15 protein-coding genes are annotated in these 16,141 nt (G+C 64.8%); all 15 read left to right on the top strand.

Annotation, left to right across the window (positions count from 1 at the left end; translation table 11 throughout):
* Positions 1 to 3: 3 nt before the first annotated feature.
* The 15 genes from FQU96_RS21820 to FQU96_RS21750 all read left to right on the top strand — a co-directional run bounded on the left by FQU96_RS21820 (position 4) and on the right by FQU96_RS21750 (position 15,937).
* The gene (locus FQU96_RS21820) at positions 4 to 513 is read left to right on the top strand and encodes a TRAP transporter small permease (RefSeq protein ID WP_146543456.1); all 510 of its coding nucleotides are present in this window, start codon (positions 4 to 6) and stop codon (positions 511 to 513) included.
* A complete protein-coding gene (locus FQU96_RS21815; protein WP_146543455.1) occupies positions 513 to 1,844 on the top strand; it encodes a TRAP transporter large permease subunit in 1,332 nt (443 codons plus the stop codon). The genes FQU96_RS21820 and FQU96_RS21815 overlap by 1 nt, the downstream gene beginning before the upstream one ends.
* 7 nt (positions 1,845 to 1,851) lie before the next feature.
* A complete protein-coding gene (locus tag FQU96_RS21810; protein ID WP_146543454.1) occupies positions 1,852 to 2,640 on the top strand; it encodes a 2-keto-4-pentenoate hydratase in 789 nt (262 codons plus the stop codon).
* A 144-nt stretch (positions 2,641 to 2,784) separates the two neighbouring features.
* Positions 2,785 to 3,618, top strand: coding sequence for a phytanoyl-CoA dioxygenase family protein (locus FQU96_RS21805; RefSeq protein WP_146543453.1), 834 nt, complete (start codon positions 2,785 to 2,787; stop codon positions 3,616 to 3,618).
* A 123-nt stretch (positions 3,619 to 3,741) separates the two neighbouring features.
* Entirely contained in the window at positions 3,742 to 5,025 is a 1,284-nt protein-coding gene (locus FQU96_RS21800; protein ID WP_146543452.1) for a hypothetical protein, read from the top strand.
* Between the two features lie 5 nt (positions 5,026 to 5,030).
* Positions 5,031 to 7,184, top strand: coding sequence for a hydantoinase/oxoprolinase family protein (locus FQU96_RS21795; RefSeq protein WP_146543451.1), 2,154 nt, complete (start codon positions 5,031 to 5,033; stop codon positions 7,182 to 7,184).
* Position 7,185: 1 nt separating this feature from the next.
* Positions 7,186 to 7,866, top strand: coding sequence for a hypothetical protein (locus FQU96_RS21790; RefSeq protein WP_146543450.1), 681 nt, complete (start codon positions 7,186 to 7,188; stop codon positions 7,864 to 7,866).
* 189 nt (positions 7,867 to 8,055) lie between these two features.
* Positions 8,056 to 8,502, top strand: coding sequence for a nuclear transport factor 2 family protein (locus FQU96_RS21785; RefSeq protein WP_146543449.1), 447 nt, complete (start codon positions 8,056 to 8,058; stop codon positions 8,500 to 8,502).
* Positions 8,503 to 8,758: 256 nt separating this feature from the next.
* Positions 8,759 to 9,589: a shikimate dehydrogenase gene (gene aroE / locus FQU96_RS21780; protein WP_146543448.1), complete on the top strand. Its 831-nt coding sequence runs from the start codon at positions 8,759 to 8,761 to the stop codon at positions 9,587 to 9,589.
* A gap of 433 nt (positions 9,590 to 10,022) precedes the next feature.
* The gene (locus tag FQU96_RS21775; RefSeq protein WP_146543447.1) at positions 10,023 to 10,667 is read left to right on the top strand and encodes a TetR/AcrR family transcriptional regulator; all 645 of its coding nucleotides are present in this window, start codon (positions 10,023 to 10,025) and stop codon (positions 10,665 to 10,667) included.
* A 76-nt stretch (positions 10,668 to 10,743) separates the two neighbouring features.
* Entirely contained in the window at positions 10,744 to 12,063 is a 1,320-nt protein-coding gene (locus FQU96_RS21770; RefSeq protein ID WP_178130633.1) for an MFS transporter, read from the top strand.
* A gap of 38 nt (positions 12,064 to 12,101) precedes the next feature.
* On the top strand, positions 12,102 to 13,124 hold the full coding sequence (locus FQU96_RS21765) for a histone deacetylase family protein (protein WP_146543445.1): 1,023 nt from the start codon (positions 12,102 to 12,104) through the stop codon (positions 13,122 to 13,124).
* Between the two features lie 23 nt (positions 13,125 to 13,147).
* Positions 13,148 to 14,062: a DMT family transporter gene (locus FQU96_RS21760; RefSeq protein WP_146543444.1), complete on the top strand. Its 915-nt coding sequence runs from the start codon at positions 13,148 to 13,150 to the stop codon at positions 14,060 to 14,062.
* Between the two features lie 70 nt (positions 14,063 to 14,132).
* Positions 14,133 to 15,320, top strand: a complete 1,188-nt coding sequence (locus FQU96_RS21755) for an acyl-CoA dehydrogenase family protein (RefSeq protein ID WP_146543443.1) — start codon at positions 14,133 to 14,135, stop codon at positions 15,318 to 15,320.
* Positions 15,311 to 15,937, top strand: coding sequence for a TetR/AcrR family transcriptional regulator (locus FQU96_RS21750; RefSeq protein ID WP_146543442.1), 627 nt, complete (start codon positions 15,311 to 15,313; stop codon positions 15,935 to 15,937). Before FQU96_RS21755 ends, FQU96_RS21750 begins: the two co-directional genes overlap by 10 nt.
* The last annotated feature ends 204 nt before the right edge of the window (positions 15,938 to 16,141 follow it).

Below are 16,141 nucleotides of genomic sequence, written 5' to 3'. Positions count from 1 at the left end.
CCCATGCTTGTCCTGTTCGAGAAGCTGATCGGCTTCCTCTGTACCCTCTTCGGGTTGTCGCTGGGCGCGATCATCGTGCTCATCTGCCTCGACGTCGGACTGCGCGATCTGGGCCTGGGCTCGCTGCCCTGGCTGATCGAGCTGACGGAATACCTGATGTATGCCGGCACCTTCCTGGCGGCGCCCTGGGTGCTGCGCCAGGGCAGCCACGTGCGCGTCGACATACTGCTCGTGGCCGTGCCCAAACGGCTGGCGGTGCGGCTGGAACAGGCGGTCGACCTGTGCGGACTGCTGATCAGCCTGGTCCTGCTCTACTACGGCAGCGCCGTGGTGGCCGACGCCTGGCGCAGCGGCATGGTCCAGTACAAGACGTGGTATGTGCCGGAATGGTTGCTGTTGCTGGCCATTCCGGTGAGCGCCGCGCTGCTGGCGGCCGAGTTCGTGCTGCGTGTCCTGCGGGTCCGCGGTGTCGTGCGCGACGACTACGCCATCGCCGATCGGCCGAGCATCTGATGGCCTGGCCTGCTGCTCTCGGGCTCATGCTGGGGCTCATCTGCCTGTGGATGATCGTCGGCCTGCCGGTCGCCTTCGCGTTCTTCCTGACCAACATCGCCGGATCGTGGATATTCCTCGGCGGCGAGGTCGGCATCATGTCGTTCGTGCGCGGCTCGATGGCGTCGATCAGCAACTTCAACCTGGCGCCGGTGCCGCTCTTCCTGGTGATGGGCGAGATCCTGCTGCGCTCGGGCATGGCCTTCCGCGCCATCGAGGCGATCGACCGGCTGATCCGCCGTGTGCCCGGTCGGCTGTCCGTTGTCGCGGTGACCGGCGGCACGGTGTTCTCGGCGCTGTCGGGCTCGACCATCGCCACCACCGCCATGCTGGGACAGTCGCTGCTGCCCGACATGCTGCGCCGCGGTTATCACCCGTCCATGGCCATGGGCCCGATCATGGCCATCGGCGGCGTCGACATGCTGATCCCGCCGTCGGCGCTCACGGTCCTGCTGGCGACGCTGGCCAGCGGCGTCAGCCGCGACAAGGTGTCGGTGACCGAGCTGCTGATCGCCGGCACCCTGCCGGGGCTCATCATGAGCGCGCTGTTCATCTGCTGGATCGTGCTGCGCTGCTGGATGCGGCCTGACCTGGCGCCCGCCGAGGCGAGCCCGCCACCGATGAGTTGGTGGCAGCGCTGGCGGCCCTTCTTCGTGCATGTGGTGCCGCTGTCGGCGATTTTCGTCGTCGTCATGGGCAGCATGTTCGCCGGACTGGCGTCGCCCACCGATTCGGCGGCGCTCGGCTGCCTGGCGACGGTCGTGCTGGCGCTGTTGTATCGCGCGCTGAGCTGGACCATCCTGCTGGAGAGCCTCAAGAACACCGCCATCGTGACGACGATGATCTTCTTCATCATCGCCGCCTCGACGACATTCGCGCAGATCCTGGCCTTCTCCGGCGCGACCGATGGCGCGCTCGCCGAACTGGCCAAGCTGGAGATGACGCCGCTGATCGCCGTGCTGATGATGGTTGGCGTGCTGCTCGTGCTCGGCTGCTTCATGGATCAGGTCAGCATGATGCTGCTGACCTTCCCGTTCTTCATGCCGCTGGCCAACGCGTTGCAGCTCGACCTCGTGTGGCTCGGCGTCATCCTGCTGATCTCGCTGCAGATCGGCCTGTTGACGCCGCCGTTCGGACTGCTCCTGTTCGTGATGAAAGGCGTTGCGCCGCCGCACATCACGATGCGGCAGGTCTGGGCCGCGGCATTGCCGTATACGGTAATGGTGTTCGCCGTGCTGTTCCTGGTGATCTTCGTGCCGTCGGTCGCCACGATCCTGACTCGCACCATGTGAGGCATGCATGCTGGATGCCCGGGCGCTCGATGGCGCCGTCGATGCTCTGCTGGCGGCACGTCGCGAGCGCCGGCCGATGGCGCGGCTGCCGGCGGCGAGCGCGCCGCAGTCCATCGATGACGCCTACCTGATTCAGGAGGCGTTCGCGCAGGCCTGCGGATCGCGACTGGCCGGATACAAGGTCGGCGCCGCCTCGGTGGAGTCGCAGCGCTTCGTCGGCGTGTCCGGGCCGTTCGCCGGGCATGTCTACGCCGCGACCTGCTTCGACTCGCCGGCCGTGATCGCCGCTGGGGATTTCTTCTCCATCGGCGTGGAAGCCGAGTTCACGTTCCGACTCGGCCGCGATCTGCCCAGCCGTGAGCGTCCGTACAGCCGCGCCGAGGTCACCGAGGCCGTGGCGGCGGTGCTGCCATCGATCGAGATCTGTGACACGCGGTTGGCGGACTGGAAGGCGGCCGGCGTGGCGCAGATGGTGGCCGACAACGGATTCCATGGCGGCATGGTCCTGGCCGGCGATGTCGCAGACTGGCGTGGCCTGGATTTGGCAACGCATGACGTCACGCTGCGGATCGACGGCGTGCTGCGTGGCCGCGGGACGGGCCAGCTTGTGCTGGGCCATCCGCTCGACAGCCTGGCCTGGCTCGCCACCGACCTGTCGCGCCGCGGCCGTTCGCTCACGGCAGGCGCGATCGTCGCGGCCGGCACCTGCACCGGCCTGCACATCGTCCACGCACCGGCTAACGTGGTGGCCGATTTTGGCAGCCTCGGCACGGTCGGCATGACGGTGGTGGCCTGACGGCCCGCAACGCGGCGCAGCCCAGCGATGCGTGAGCCCGACTTGACGGCAATGGAAGCGCTTCCCTAGAGTTTCACGACGCTTGCACGTGAAATCCTGGACATGTGCTGGCGCGAGGAATGCTCGGACCAAAGAGGCAAGCCGATGCCCAAGCTTCTTTCCGACGACGCCGTCGCGGCGTACCAGCGCGACGGCTACTATTTCCCGCTCGATATCCTGTCGGAAGCGGAGACCCGTGATCTGCGCCAGCGCCTGGAGGCGCATGAGGCCGCGATGGGTAGCCCCATCCAGGGTGACCGGCGCCACAAGGCGCATCTCTATTTGACGTGGCTGAACGACCTCATCCGTCATCCGCGGATTCTGGACGCGGTCGAGGACGTGCTGGGTCCGAACCTGCTGTGCTGGAGCACCAGCTTCTTCATCAAGGAAGCCTCGGATGCCGGCTTCGTGTCCTGGCACCAGGATGCGACCTACTGGGGCCTGAGCTCGCCCGATGTGATGACGGTGTGGGTTGCTTTCACGCCGGCCAATCTCCTGAACGGCTGCATGAAATTCATGCCGCATTCCCACCGCGAGCAGCTCGAGCATCGCGACACCTTCGACAAGAACAATCTGCTGAGCCGCGGCCAGGAGATTGCTGTCAACGTTGACGAAGCCAAGGGCGTGGCGGCGATCCTCAAGCCGGGGCAGGCGTCGCTGCATCACGTGCTGCTGGCGCACGGATCGGCGCCCAACAAGTCCAACGACCGCCGGATCGGCTTCGCCATCCGCTACGTGCCGACCTACGTCAGCCAGGCTGTCGGCGCCAAGGACAGCGCCACCCTGGTGCGCGGCGTCGATACCTATCATCACTTCGAGCACGAAGAGCGGCCGTCGGCGGATTGCGCGCCCGAGGCGCTGGCGGCCCACGCCGCCATCGTCGGCCGGCAGGTGCAGGTGCTCTACCGCGGCACCGGCCAGGAACATTTCCGGCCATAGCGCGGGTGCGCTGTCATCTCGAGCGCAGCGAGGGATCTCCTGCGAATGGCGCATGGTGCGTCCTTGCGGGAGATCCCTCGCTGCGCTCGGGACGACGAAAATACAAAAAGGGGAGGAAGCCCGATGGAGATGCTGACCGGCCTGGCGCTGCTGCTGGCGTTCCTGATCGTCGTCGTGCTGATCATCCGGGGCCAGAGCCCGGTGATCATGCTGCTGGTGCTGGCCATCGCCTGGGCGGCGATTTCCGGCATCGGCGTGAACGACATCCAGGCCAAGATCCTGCAAGGCGGCGGCGTGCAGTTCGCCAGCGCCGTCATCATCATCGTGTTCGGCGCCTGGTTCGCGCAGATCCTGATCCAGACCGGCATCGCCGAGAGCGTGATCCGCTCGGCCGTCGAGCTGGCCGGCGATCGGCCCATGGTCTCGGCGATGATCGTCACCGTTGTCACGGCGCTGCTGTTCACGTCGATGTACGGCGTCGGTGCGGCGATCGCCATCGGGGTCATCGCGCTGCCGATCATGATGAGCCAGGGCATCCCGCCGCGGCTGGCGGCGCCGGCCTTCACCATGGGCATCGGTGCCGGCACCATGGTGAACCTGGTGCAGTTCGGGACGTTCCAGAAGCTGTTTCCCGGCATCGAGTACGGCGGCCCGCACCTGATCTACTGGGCGATCGGCGGCTGCGTCTACGTGCTCTGCGCCTGGCTGATGACGGCGATCGTGCTGAAACGGACCGGCGTGCGCCAGATGGCGTCGGTCGATACCGCCGGCGGCGCGCCGGCGCGGCGACGCACGCCGTACTACACCTACATCGTGCCGATCTTTCCGGTTCTGATGATCATCATCGCCAAGTGGGAGATCATCCCCACCTTCATCCTCAGCATCGTGCTGGCCCTGGCGCTGACCTGGAACGACCGCACGGTGCAGGGCCACATCAATCTCTTCAACAAGACCTTCTACGATGCGTTCCCCGACATCGCGACCATCGCCGCGCTGTGGACCATCTGCGGCATGATCATCGTGTGCGGGCAGATGCCGCAGGTCTCGGCGGCGCTGAAGCCGATCTTCGGGCCGATCCTGCCGCACACGCCGCTGCAGGCCGCCATCTTCTTCGGCGTCCTGGGCGGCATCGGCAGCATCTATCGCGGTCCGCTGGTGGTGATCGGCACGGGTGCCGCCGTGCTGGCACTGGTGCTGGCCAACAAGGACCTGCCGGTGCCGCTGCTCTATTCGCTGTGGCTGGCGCCGACGGTGATGCAGGGCAGCGTCGATCCGACGAACTCCTGGACCTTGTGGACCATCGGCTACACCAAGATCTCGCACGGCGAGTTCTTGAAGACGGCGCTGCCGTTCGGCTGCCTGATGGTGGCGATCAACTCCACCATCGCCTACCTCCTGCTGGCGTAGGCGTCATGGACCACAAGGCGTATCGCATCGGCATCGATGTCGGCGGCACCTTCACCAAGGCGGTGCTGATCGACAACGCCACGCACGACGTGGTGGGCCGCTACTCGGTGCTGACCACGCATGCCGACCCGCGCGGCGTCGCCAAGGGCGTCGTCGACGTCTTTCGCAACGTCCTGGAACGCTCCGGCGTCGATCCCCGGGACGTGATCTTCCTGGCGCACAGCACGACGCAGGCGACCAATGCATTGCTCGAGGGCGACGTTGCTGCGGTCGGCGTGATCGGCATGGCGAGCCGCGTCGAGGCGGTGCTGGCGCGCGGCCAGAGCAATATCCGGGAGATCGAACTGGCGCCCGGGCGTTTCCTGCGCCCGGCGCACCGCTTCGTGACCACCAATGCGCTGAACGAGGCGAGCGCGCGGGCCGCCGTTCAGGAGCTGCAGGCCGAAGGCGCGCGGGTGGTCGTTGCGAGCAGCGCCTTCGGCGTCGATGACCACAGCGCCGAGGAGATCGTGCGCGACGCCGCCGTCGGCGCCGGCATGGCGGCGACGTGCGGCCATGAGATTTCCAAGCTCTACGGGCTCACGACGCGCACGCGCACGGCGGTGATCAACGCCAGCATCCTGCCCAAGATGATCGATACGGCCACCATGACCGAGGCGAGCGTGCGCGAGGCCGGTATCCAGGCGCCGCTCATGATCATGCGCGGCGACGGCGGCGTGATGGACATCCAGGAGATGCGGCGTCGGCCGGCGATGACGATGCTGTCGGGACCGGCCGCCAGCGTTGCCGGCGCCCTGATGCATCTGCGGGTGTCGGACGGCATCTATTTCGAGGTCGGCGGTACCAGCACCAACATCGGCGTCATCCGCAACGGCCGCCCGACGGTGAAGTACGCCCGCGTCGGCGGGCATGAAACCTATGTCAGCTCGCTGGATGTGCGTGTCATCGGCATCGCCGGCGGCAGCATGGCGCGGGTCCGTGACGGCAAGCTGGTGGATGTCGGCCCGCGCAGCGCCCACATCGCGGGCCTGCCATACGCCGCGTTCGCCGACCCGGCAGTGTTCGCCGATGCCCGCGTCGAGCCGTTCCAGCCCAAATCCGACGATCCCGACGACTATGTTTCGATCCGGGTTGCCGACGGCACGCGCTATGCCATCACCAATACCTGCGCGGCCAACGTGCTGGGCTATGCCAAGCCCGGCCTGCATGCCTACGGCAACCCTGAGTCGGCGCGCCGCGCCATGACGCCGCTGGCGGCGCTGCTGGGCTGTTCGGTGGAAGATGCGGCACGCCAGATCCTCGATCGCGCCACCGGCAAGGCCATTCCCGTGGTGGAGCAGCTGATTGCCGAATATGGGCTCGACCGTGACCAGGCCGTCCTGGTGGGCGAGGGCGGTGGTGCCGGTGCGCTGATCCCCTTCACCGCCGAACGCATGAACCTCGCCCACACGATCTCCAAGGATGCCGAGGTCATCTCGTCCATCGGCGTGGCGTTGGCGCTGGTGCGCGATGTCGTCGAACGGGTGATCCCCAATCCGCAGCCGGACGATCTCAAGGCCATCAAGCGTGAGGCCTTCGATGCGGTGGTGAGGCTGGGCGCTGCCGCCGAGAATGTCGAGGTCACCATCGAGGTCAACCCACATACGCAGCGCGTACGCGCCACCGCCATGGGCGCGTCCGAGATGCGCGCCAAAACCCGCACCAGCGCCGTCGACGAGGCGGAGGCACGGGCGATTGCTGCGAAATCGATGGGTGTGCCGGTGGAGGCGGTGCGCGTCGCTGCCGCCACCGACCGCATGCGCGTGATCCAGGGCACGGTGACCGAGAAGCGCTGGAAGATCCTGACGACCCGGCGCCATCCGGTGCGGGCCGTGGATCTCGACGGCGTGATCCGCATCCAGCGCGGCGATGCCAAGGTGAACCGGGCCGAGGCGCGCCATGGGCTGGACGTGCTGAAAGCGTTCTGGGAAGAGACCACGATCTATAACGGCGACAGCGTCATCGCGCCCGACATGTTCGTCATCGTCGGCGCCCAGGTGGTCGACCTCACGGGCATGGTGGCGGTCGAGCAGGCGCTGGCGGTGGCGCGCAGCGAATTCGACGGCCTGGCGCCCGATGCCGGTGTCGTCTTCATCGCCGTTGCCGGGGCGCGACGTTAGGATGGCCGCCGCACTGGCCGAGTTGCTGGCGCTCGCCGGGCCGGTTGCGACGCCGCGCGCGCTGGGCCTGCTGGAACTGGAGGCAGATCGGCAATTTCATCACATCGCTGCCGGCGACCGGCATCGGTTGGTTGACGCCGCACTGGAAGAGGGCGCGTCGGCGGCACGCACCATCCGCCGAACGTTCGGCCTCGCTTGCCCTGATGACATCGCTGGTCGGCTGGGTATCGAGGTGAAAACGATCCACGGCGAGGGCGGCTTCGGGACCGTCGCGGTGTTTGCCGACCACGTGCTGCGGCCGGCATCCGTCCGGCTCTATGCGCCGGCGCTGGCGGCGCTGGATGCCTGCCTCGATGTCTACCCGGATCGTGACGGTCTCGGCGCCACGGGCACGCGCCCGGTCTTTCTGGCGCACGAGCTGTTCCATCACCTGGAAGGATTGCGGCCGGCGCATGCGCTGGCGGCTCGTCATCGAGTCGCGCTGTTCGCGATCGGCCCCTTGACGCTGACCGCCGGCCTGTCGTCGCTGGCCGAAATTGCGGCCGGCGCCTTTGCCCAGCAGCTTCTTGGCCTGCGCTACCATCCCAAGCTGCTGGATGTCATGGCTCTCTTCGGCCACGACGTCACCGCGGCACAGCGCCTGGTCGAACGCCTGTGCGCTGCCAGGCCCACCGGCCCGTAGGCTCTTCGCGGCGTCCATAGTTTCAGATCCTGGCTGCTCCAACAGGTCTGGCACCGCGTTCGTCGCCGCGGTCACGATTTTGAGTGTTCCTCTCTTCTAACCCCCTATACGGTTGACAAAGGATGTGAAATGCCCATGGTGGGCGGCGGCAGCGTTTTTTCGGATGCGTATTGATACGGAGATGCATCGATGACGAACGAAGACGCTCTGCGTCAGCTGCGCGCGTTGAATGCGCAATTTATCAACAACTTCGTCACCAATGACGTGCCGTCGCACGATCGGCTGACGCACAAGGACTTTGTTTGCATCACGTCCAAGGGGGAACGCGTCGGCCGGTCGACTTATCTTGACCGCTGGGCGACCGGATTTGATCCGGCAGTGATTCCCTACTGGGATTATCGGGGCGAATCGATCAGCGTCTTCGGGTCTACGGCACTCGTCCGGTCAGTCAACAAGCACACCGTCGTCAAGGACGGAGTCGAGACGACCAGCATGACGGCGTACACCGACACGTACATTCACGAGGCGGGTGAATGGACATGCATACAAGCACAATCAACGCCCGTGGCTCCCGAGAACTATCCAGGTGACGAGACGATCGTCAAAAAGTGGATAAGGGGCGTGCCGCAGCAGTAGATCTGTCACGTCAGGTCGATCGTACCCGCGCTGCCTCGAACGACTAGGGTCAAAACCCATAAGATCTGCCCCCCGCCGCGTCCGCTACCGGCCGGATTCCAGACATTGGTGACGCCGAGCGGTTCGTCAGAGATTGACCCGAGGCGGACATTGCGGCGGTAGAACTTGAAGGGATACCATTGGAGAAGATTTAGGCAGAGGGCGTGTGTCAATCGAAAACCCGAACATCGGAGAGGAGGAGGTGAGGGAGCGACTAATGTCTGACAAATATGCCGTCGTCGGCAATCCGATCGACCACACCAAATCGCCGCTGATCCATCTCAGCTTCGCCAAAGAGACCGGGCAGAATATCGACTACGTCGCGATTGAGGCTCCTATCGGCGACTTCAACGAAGTGGTGGACAAGTTTCGGCGCGAAGGCGGGTTAGGGCTCAACATCACCGCGCCGTTCAAGCTGGACGCGTTCGCGTATTGCACCGATCTTAGGGAGCGCGCCCGGCTCGCTGGTGCCGTAAACGCGATGAAGTTCGAGGTGGATCGGGTGACCGGAGAAAACTTCGACGGCGTCGGCCTTACCAACGATATCACACGCAATCTCGGCCGCTTGATGAAGGGACGCCGGGTGGCGCTGCTCGGCGCGGGTGGCGCAGCACGCGGCGTTGTGCTGCCGTTCCTCGAGCAAGGGCCAGCGGAGCTGGTCATAGTAAACCGCACCGTAACTAAGGCGGAAGAGCTTGGGCGTCAGTTTAGGCAATATGGGCCGATTACTGCGATCGGCTATTCGGACCTCGCCGACAAAAGACTTGGCCGGTTCGATCTAGTCGTGAACGCAACCTCCGCCAGCCTGCGCGGCGAGCTTCCGCCGATAAGCCCAGAGGTCTTTGGCGACGATTGCCTTGCCTATGAGTTGCTATATGGAAAGGGTCTTACCCCCTTCCTCCGGGTGGCGCGGAACGCTGGCGTGAAACGGCTTGCAGACGGAGTCGGTATGCTGGTCGAGCAGGCGGCAGAGGCGTTTGTGTGGTGGCGTGGCTTCCGTCCTGACACCGGGACCACAATCAAAAAGCTTACCGTGCCGCTCGAATAGTCCAATCATGGAAACTTAGGCCCCGATGCAAAAATCGTCAGCCGATGTTGGTCGGCTGCGCCTCCCACGCTCCGCATGATGCTTCTAAAACGGCATTCCGAGCGGCGAGCCAAAAGCCCCCTGGTGACCCGACACGACGGATTGCAGAACCTGCGAGTCACGAACGCAGTCGTCCAAGCGGCGAAAATCGGACTGACGGGTATAGGTTAACTCAATTCGGCTCGTCATTGATGTCGCCTAATGACCCTTCTCTGACGAACCGCGCAACGTCGGCGATGTCTGGAAACGGGTCAGAAGCAGACGCGGCGGCGCACGACTTTATGGGTTTTGACCCTAGTTTAAGGCCTGGGCCACCCGCCGCTCGATACGGGTTGACACGGACCGCACAAAAAAACATACTAACTAGTATGTATGTAAATGTGAGAGCATAGAGATGGCTGCCCGTCCCCGAAGAGCCCAGGTCGATCGCACTGCCGAAACGAGGGCTGTGCTGATCGGTGCCACGGTGGAATTGCTGCACACCGTCGGGTTCGCCGGCACGACGACGGCGCTCATTGCCAAGCGCGCCGGTGTCACGACCGGCGCGCTCCATCATCATTTCCCGACCAAGGATGATTTGCTTTTCGGGGCGCTCGACCATACGGCCGAGCATCTGCGCGACGCTCTTGAGATGGAACGGCCGTTCGACACGAACGGCGTCCTCAACATTCCGGCGTTGATCCGGCACCTGTGGCAGGTCTTCTACGGCAACCCCGAGTACTGGGCCAACTGGGAGGTGATCATCGGAACGCGCGCCGACGCGGCGCTGCATCCGCGCGTTGTTGCCCACCGAGCCCGCACGATACGCACCATCCTGCATGTCTGGCTGGAACGACACATCCCGCCCGGCGATGCCCGCTCCAAGGTCTTCGATCTGTTCGAATTCATGCTGATCGCCATCCGCGGTCTCAGCCTGGAGCGCTTCCTCGACAAGGATGAAGCGTACTTCGATCGCAACCTGTCCATCCTGGCCGATCTCGTCGGCCACCGGCTTGAAGCCCTCATGCAACGCCAAGTCGTTCGCAAGGGGCGGCAATGACCCGAGATGCGATGCACCACGACTCACGAATCAAAACGGAACGGCCGGAAAAGGCCGAGCGGGAGGAATCAAACCAATGCGCGATCATGCGACCTATGACGCGGCAGCCGATGTCGGCGTCAGTTCAGGAGAGTCTCGCAAACGCCTGAGAACGATCGTCGGCGGATCGATCGGTCATTTCATCGAATGGTATGAGTGGTCGGTTTACGGTCTTCTGGCCGGCGTTTTCGCCAACCAGATGTTTCCGGCAAGCGATGAGACGGCGTCGCTGATTGCCAGCTTCTCGGTCTTCGCCATCGGCTTTTTCGGCCGTCCGGTCGGGGCGCTGGTGCTGTCGCCGCTCGCCGACAAATACGGACGGCGGACAATCCTGTCCGCCACCATCATCATGGCGGGCATCGGCAGTCTGATCATCGCCCTCTGTCCGACCTACGCCCAGATCGGCATCGCGGCGCCGATCATCATCGTGGCGGCGCGGCTGCTGCAGGGTTTCTCCTCCGGCGGCGAATTCCAGATTGCGGTCACCTTTCTGAATGAGCACGCGTCGGACCGCAACCGGGCGCTGGCGGCATCGCCGCAGATGGTATCGATCGGCGCCGCGGTGCTGGCCGCCACTGCCGTCGCGGGCATCACCACACGCTATCTGCCGCCCGACGCGCTCGCGTCCTGGGGTTGGCGCATGCCCTTCCTGCTGGGTGCCGTGCTATCGCTCTATGGCCTCTACATTCGCTACGGGATCGAGGAAACGCCGGCGTTCGAGAGGATCAGGGACCAGCAGAAATCCAAGCTGACCGCGATCCTGAGGTCGATCGCCGACTATCCCAGGGAAGCGTTCATCGTATTCATCGTGCAGATGAACGGTGTTCAATATTACCTGTGGCTGATCTTCCTGCCGACCTACGCGCATCTTGCCGGCGGCCTTGATCGGGCTGCGGGCTTCGCTGGAAACGTCGCGGCGACCGCAGCGTACTGCGTCTGCGTGCCGATATTCGCCTACATGTCGGACCGGCTCGGCCGCAAGCCGTTCCTGATTGCCGCCGCGAGCTGCTTTCTTCTCTTCACGTATCCGCTTCTCTCGTTCCTGGTCGGCACGGTCAATTTCGCTACGTTTCTGATCGTCGCGGTGATCGGCGCCGTCTTCATCTCGCTGAACAACGCGGTCATCGGGACGCTGTTCGCGGAACTCTTTCCCACGCGGGTTCGTGCCTCCGGCATGGGTATCCCGTACGCGGTCTGCGCCGCCATCTTCGGCGGTACGGCGCCGCTGGTTGCCACGTGGCTGCATGGGCTTGGGGGTGCGCTGTACGTCGCCCTGTACGTGATGGCGATCAGCGCGATCACGCTGCTGACCCATCTCTTGCTGACACCTGAGACCCGGGGCCGACCGCTCGATTGAGCGCGGCAATTCTTCGATCTGAACGGCAGGGAATTCTCATGCTCGTCGTCCATCATCCCGACCAGGCACTTCATGATCCGGCGCTGGTTTTCCGGACAGGGAAATTCATCGATCAACCGGATCGGGCGGAACGCTATCGCATCTTTCTCGACACCATGCGGCGTGATGCTCACCAGATCGTCGAGGCGCCGCTGCAGGGCCTCGAGCCGATCATCGACGTACACGACAAGGACTACGTCGCGTTCCTGCAGACCGTCTACGCGCGCTGGTCGGCCAATCCGGACTATGGCCCGGAGGTGATTCCGAACGTCCATCCGACGCATCGGATGCACCGCAAACCGACCGAACTCCTGGGCGAGCTCGGCTGGTATTCGAATTCGACGTCTTGTCCCATCACCGCCGGAACCTGGCCGGCCGCCTACGCCAGCGCCCAGGTCGCCGTTCATGGCGCCGACCGGGTTGCCGCCACCGGTACGTCGGCCTACGCCCTGTGCCGGCCGCCCGGTCACCACGCTTTTCCGGATCTCATGACGGGCGTGTGCTTCCTCAACAACGCCGCGATCGGGGCCCATCGGCTCACCCGGACATACGGCAAGGCGGCGATCGTCGATATCGACGTGCATCACGGCAATGGCACGCAGTTCATCTTCTGGGAGAGGGCTGATGTGCTGTTTTGCTCCATCCACGTCGACCCGCGCCTGGGCGCGCCATATTACGCGGGCTACGCCGACGAAACCGGTGCTGGCCCCGGCACGGGACTGACCTTCAACCAGCCGCTGCCATGGGCGACGGATGATGCGCCGTGGCTCGACGCGGTCGACGCAGCTCTGGCCCGCGTGCGGGCATTCGCGCCGGGAGCGTTCGTGGTTTCATTGGGCTTCGATGCTTCCGAGCACGATCCGGTGGCAACCTTCAAGATCACGAACGAAGGCTTCGTCCAGGCGGGCCGGAAATTCGCAGCGCTGCGCTTGCCGACACTGCTGGTGCAGGAGGGCGGCTACCTGAGCCCTCATCTCGGCCGACACCTGCACAGCTTCTTCCGTGGGTTCGAAGGCGCCTGAGATTCGGAAAGCGGTACAGCCAGATGACGAGCACGGCCGGCGAGCGCCAGGACGGTCCTGACGCAAGGGCATACGTGGAACTCGCGAGCGGGATGGCGCTGTCGGGGACGGCCGGCATCTTCGCCGTCCAGTCGGGGCAGCCAACGCTCAATGCCGTATTCTTCAGATGCCTCTTCGGTTGCATCACGCTGCTCATATGGTGCCTGCTGCGCGGGCGGGCACGGATATCGCTCGCCATCGACAAGCGCACGATCTGGGCTGCCATTCTCAGCGGCTTGTTTCTCGTTCTGAACTGGGCGGCGCTTTTCGAGGCGTACCATCGCACCTCCATCGGCTTCGCCACGATCATTCATAACGCGCAGCCGTTCTGGTTGGTCCTGGCCGGCGGCATCTTGTTCGGTGAAAAGATCTCGCTGGCCAAGTCCGTCTGGGTGGCCGTGGCGTTCGGCGGCCTCGTCATGGCCATTGGGCCCAAGATCAATGTCATGACCGTCGATCCGGGCTTCGCTGTCGGTGTCGGCTTCGCGTTGCTGGCGTCGCTCTTCTATGCCGGCACAACACTGGCAGCCCGACGCGTGCGCGGCACCCGGCCGGAGGTCCTGAGCATCCTGCACTGCTTGATCGGGGCGATTCTCTTTTTGCCTTTTCTCGCCTACGCGGATTTTCCGACGGTCGACTCCGCTGCGTGGTTCTGGCTGGCTGGCCTCGGCGCGATTCACACAGGTGTCGTCTACGTTCTTCTCTACAGAACCTATTCGCGATTGCCGACCGTCGCGATTGGCGTGCTGGCCTTCCTGAACCCGGCGGCGGCCTTGCTGGGCGATCTTGTCGTCTACGGACGATCGATCACGGCCCTGCAGGCGGTCGGCCTGGTGCTCATCCTTGTTGCCGGTCTGGGTGTGACGCTCGGCTGGCGCTGGCCTGTGCGGCGCGCGTAAGCGGCCGGGTTGACAAGCCCGCCTCGATCATCGAGCATGATTTCGAACATTCTTCGAATTTGGCGGTGCCATGGATTTCCGTCTCCCGCCCGATCTGGTGGCCTGGCAGCGGCAGGTGCGCGACTTCGTCGAACGCGAACTGCAGCCGCATGATGATGACATCGAGAGAACCGGCACCGTGCCGAAAGTGTTGCTGCAACGGATTGCCGAGCAGGGGCTCTTCGGCACCAACACGCCGCGCGACTATGGCGGGCTGGGCATGTCCATGCTGGGCAGTTGCCTGGCGATCGAGGAGTTGGCCCGGGCGCACGCAGCCTTCTACTACCTCTGCGGGGTCAATGTTCACATCGGCTCCAAGGCGATCGAGCTCGACGGTTCGGAGGCCCAGAAGCGGCGGTGGCTGCCGGCGCTGGCGTTGGGTCAGGTGATCGCGGCGCTGGCGCTCACCGAACCTGACAGCGGCTCCGACGCGGCCAGCATTGCCACGACGGCGCGCCGGGATGGCGATGCCTATGTCCTGAACGGCCACAAGATCTACATCACCAATGCGGCGGAGGCGGGCCTCTTCACCGTATTCGCCACGCTCGATCGCGATGCGGGCGCGCGCGGCATGACCGCCTTCGTGGTCGAGGCCGGCACACGAGGCCTGGAGGTCGGGCGTGCCATCGAAATGGCGGCCGGCCGCGGCGCCTCGCATTGCGAGGTCATCCTGCGGGACTGCCGGGTACCGGTCGAGAACCGTATTGGCGCCGAAGGGCAGGGCTTCGCGTCGGCGATGCGCTGTCTCGACGCCGGGCGAGTTCACTGGGGCGCCTACTGCGTGGGGGCGGCGCGGCGGCTGCTGGAGCTGGCGATGCGTCGTGCATCACAGCGCCGGCAGTTCGGGCGCACCTTGCGCGAGCACCAGGGCATCGAGTGGACGATCGCCGACATGGTGGCGTCGCTGCATGCGGCGCGCCTGGTCGCCTACGAAGCAGCCTGGCGCTATGACCATGAACCGGCCGGACGCAGCCTGGGCGGCGCGCTGTCGAAGCTGATCGGTGCCGACATGGTGTTCCGCATCGCCGATCAGACCCTGCAGATCTTCGGCGGTTCCGGCTACTCCAAGGATCAGCCGATCGAACGGATCTGGCGTGAAGTGCGCGTGGTCAGCATCCTCGACGGCACGTCCGAGATGATGCGGCGCATCATCGCCCGCCAGGCGTTTCAGGGTCTCGATTCGCTCGCCGCGACCGACCGCAGTGCGCCATGGCCGTGACCCTGAAGCTGAAGCTGAAGCTGAAGCAGCAGCGCAGCCAGGAACGCCATCGGCGGATCCTGGATGCCGCGACGCGGGTTTTCGGCGATCGCGGCCTGGCCGTGGCGTCGCTGACGGACGTGGCGCGCGCAGCGGGCGTGCCGCTGCCCAGCATCTACGACTATTTCGCGGACAAGGAGGACCTGATCGCCAACGTGCCGGCGCGCAACTTCGAGGAACTGTACGAGATCCTGGACCGGCAGGCCGACGAGGGCAGTTGCCGCGACCGTCTGCATCGCCTCTATACGGCGACATTCAGCTACATCGTCGGCAACCCGAGCTGGGGCCGCGTTTTTTTCCTCGAGATCTGGCCCAGCGTCCTGGCGGAACATCCGACCATCCGGCGTTCGATCGACGACTACGCGCGCCGCTACATCGACCTCCTTGAGGAGGGCGTCGCGCGCCGCGAATTCCGCCGTGATCTCGATCCGCACCTCGCGATGTCGCTGCTGATGGGTGCCATGTGCCATCTGACCGCCGTGTGGCTGCTCTATGGTAAGCGCTTCGATCTGCGCATGAAAGGAGCCGCCGCCTTCGCCGCGCTTTCTCCCACCTTTGCCAAGAGACGCCGGTCATGACCAGTCAAGCCGCTGCGATGGAGGTAGCTTCATGGTGAGCTTGTCGAACCATGAAGGTTGTGCACCATCGCTGGTGGCATACGGCTTCATGGTTCGACAAGCTCACCCGTCAGGTCACGGAGCCGCCAGGAGTGAACGGAGGCATGTCAAGTGGATCGAAGCGGTGGAGTAGGGCCTCAGTGAGATCGATGTGCTGCCGTTGGA

The organism is Reyranella sp. CPCC 100927, from assembly GCF_007859315.1.
Lineage (GTDB): Bacteria > Pseudomonadota > Alphaproteobacteria > Reyranellales > Reyranellaceae > Vineibacter.
This window is presented reverse-complemented; position numbering and strand designations above follow the sequence as displayed.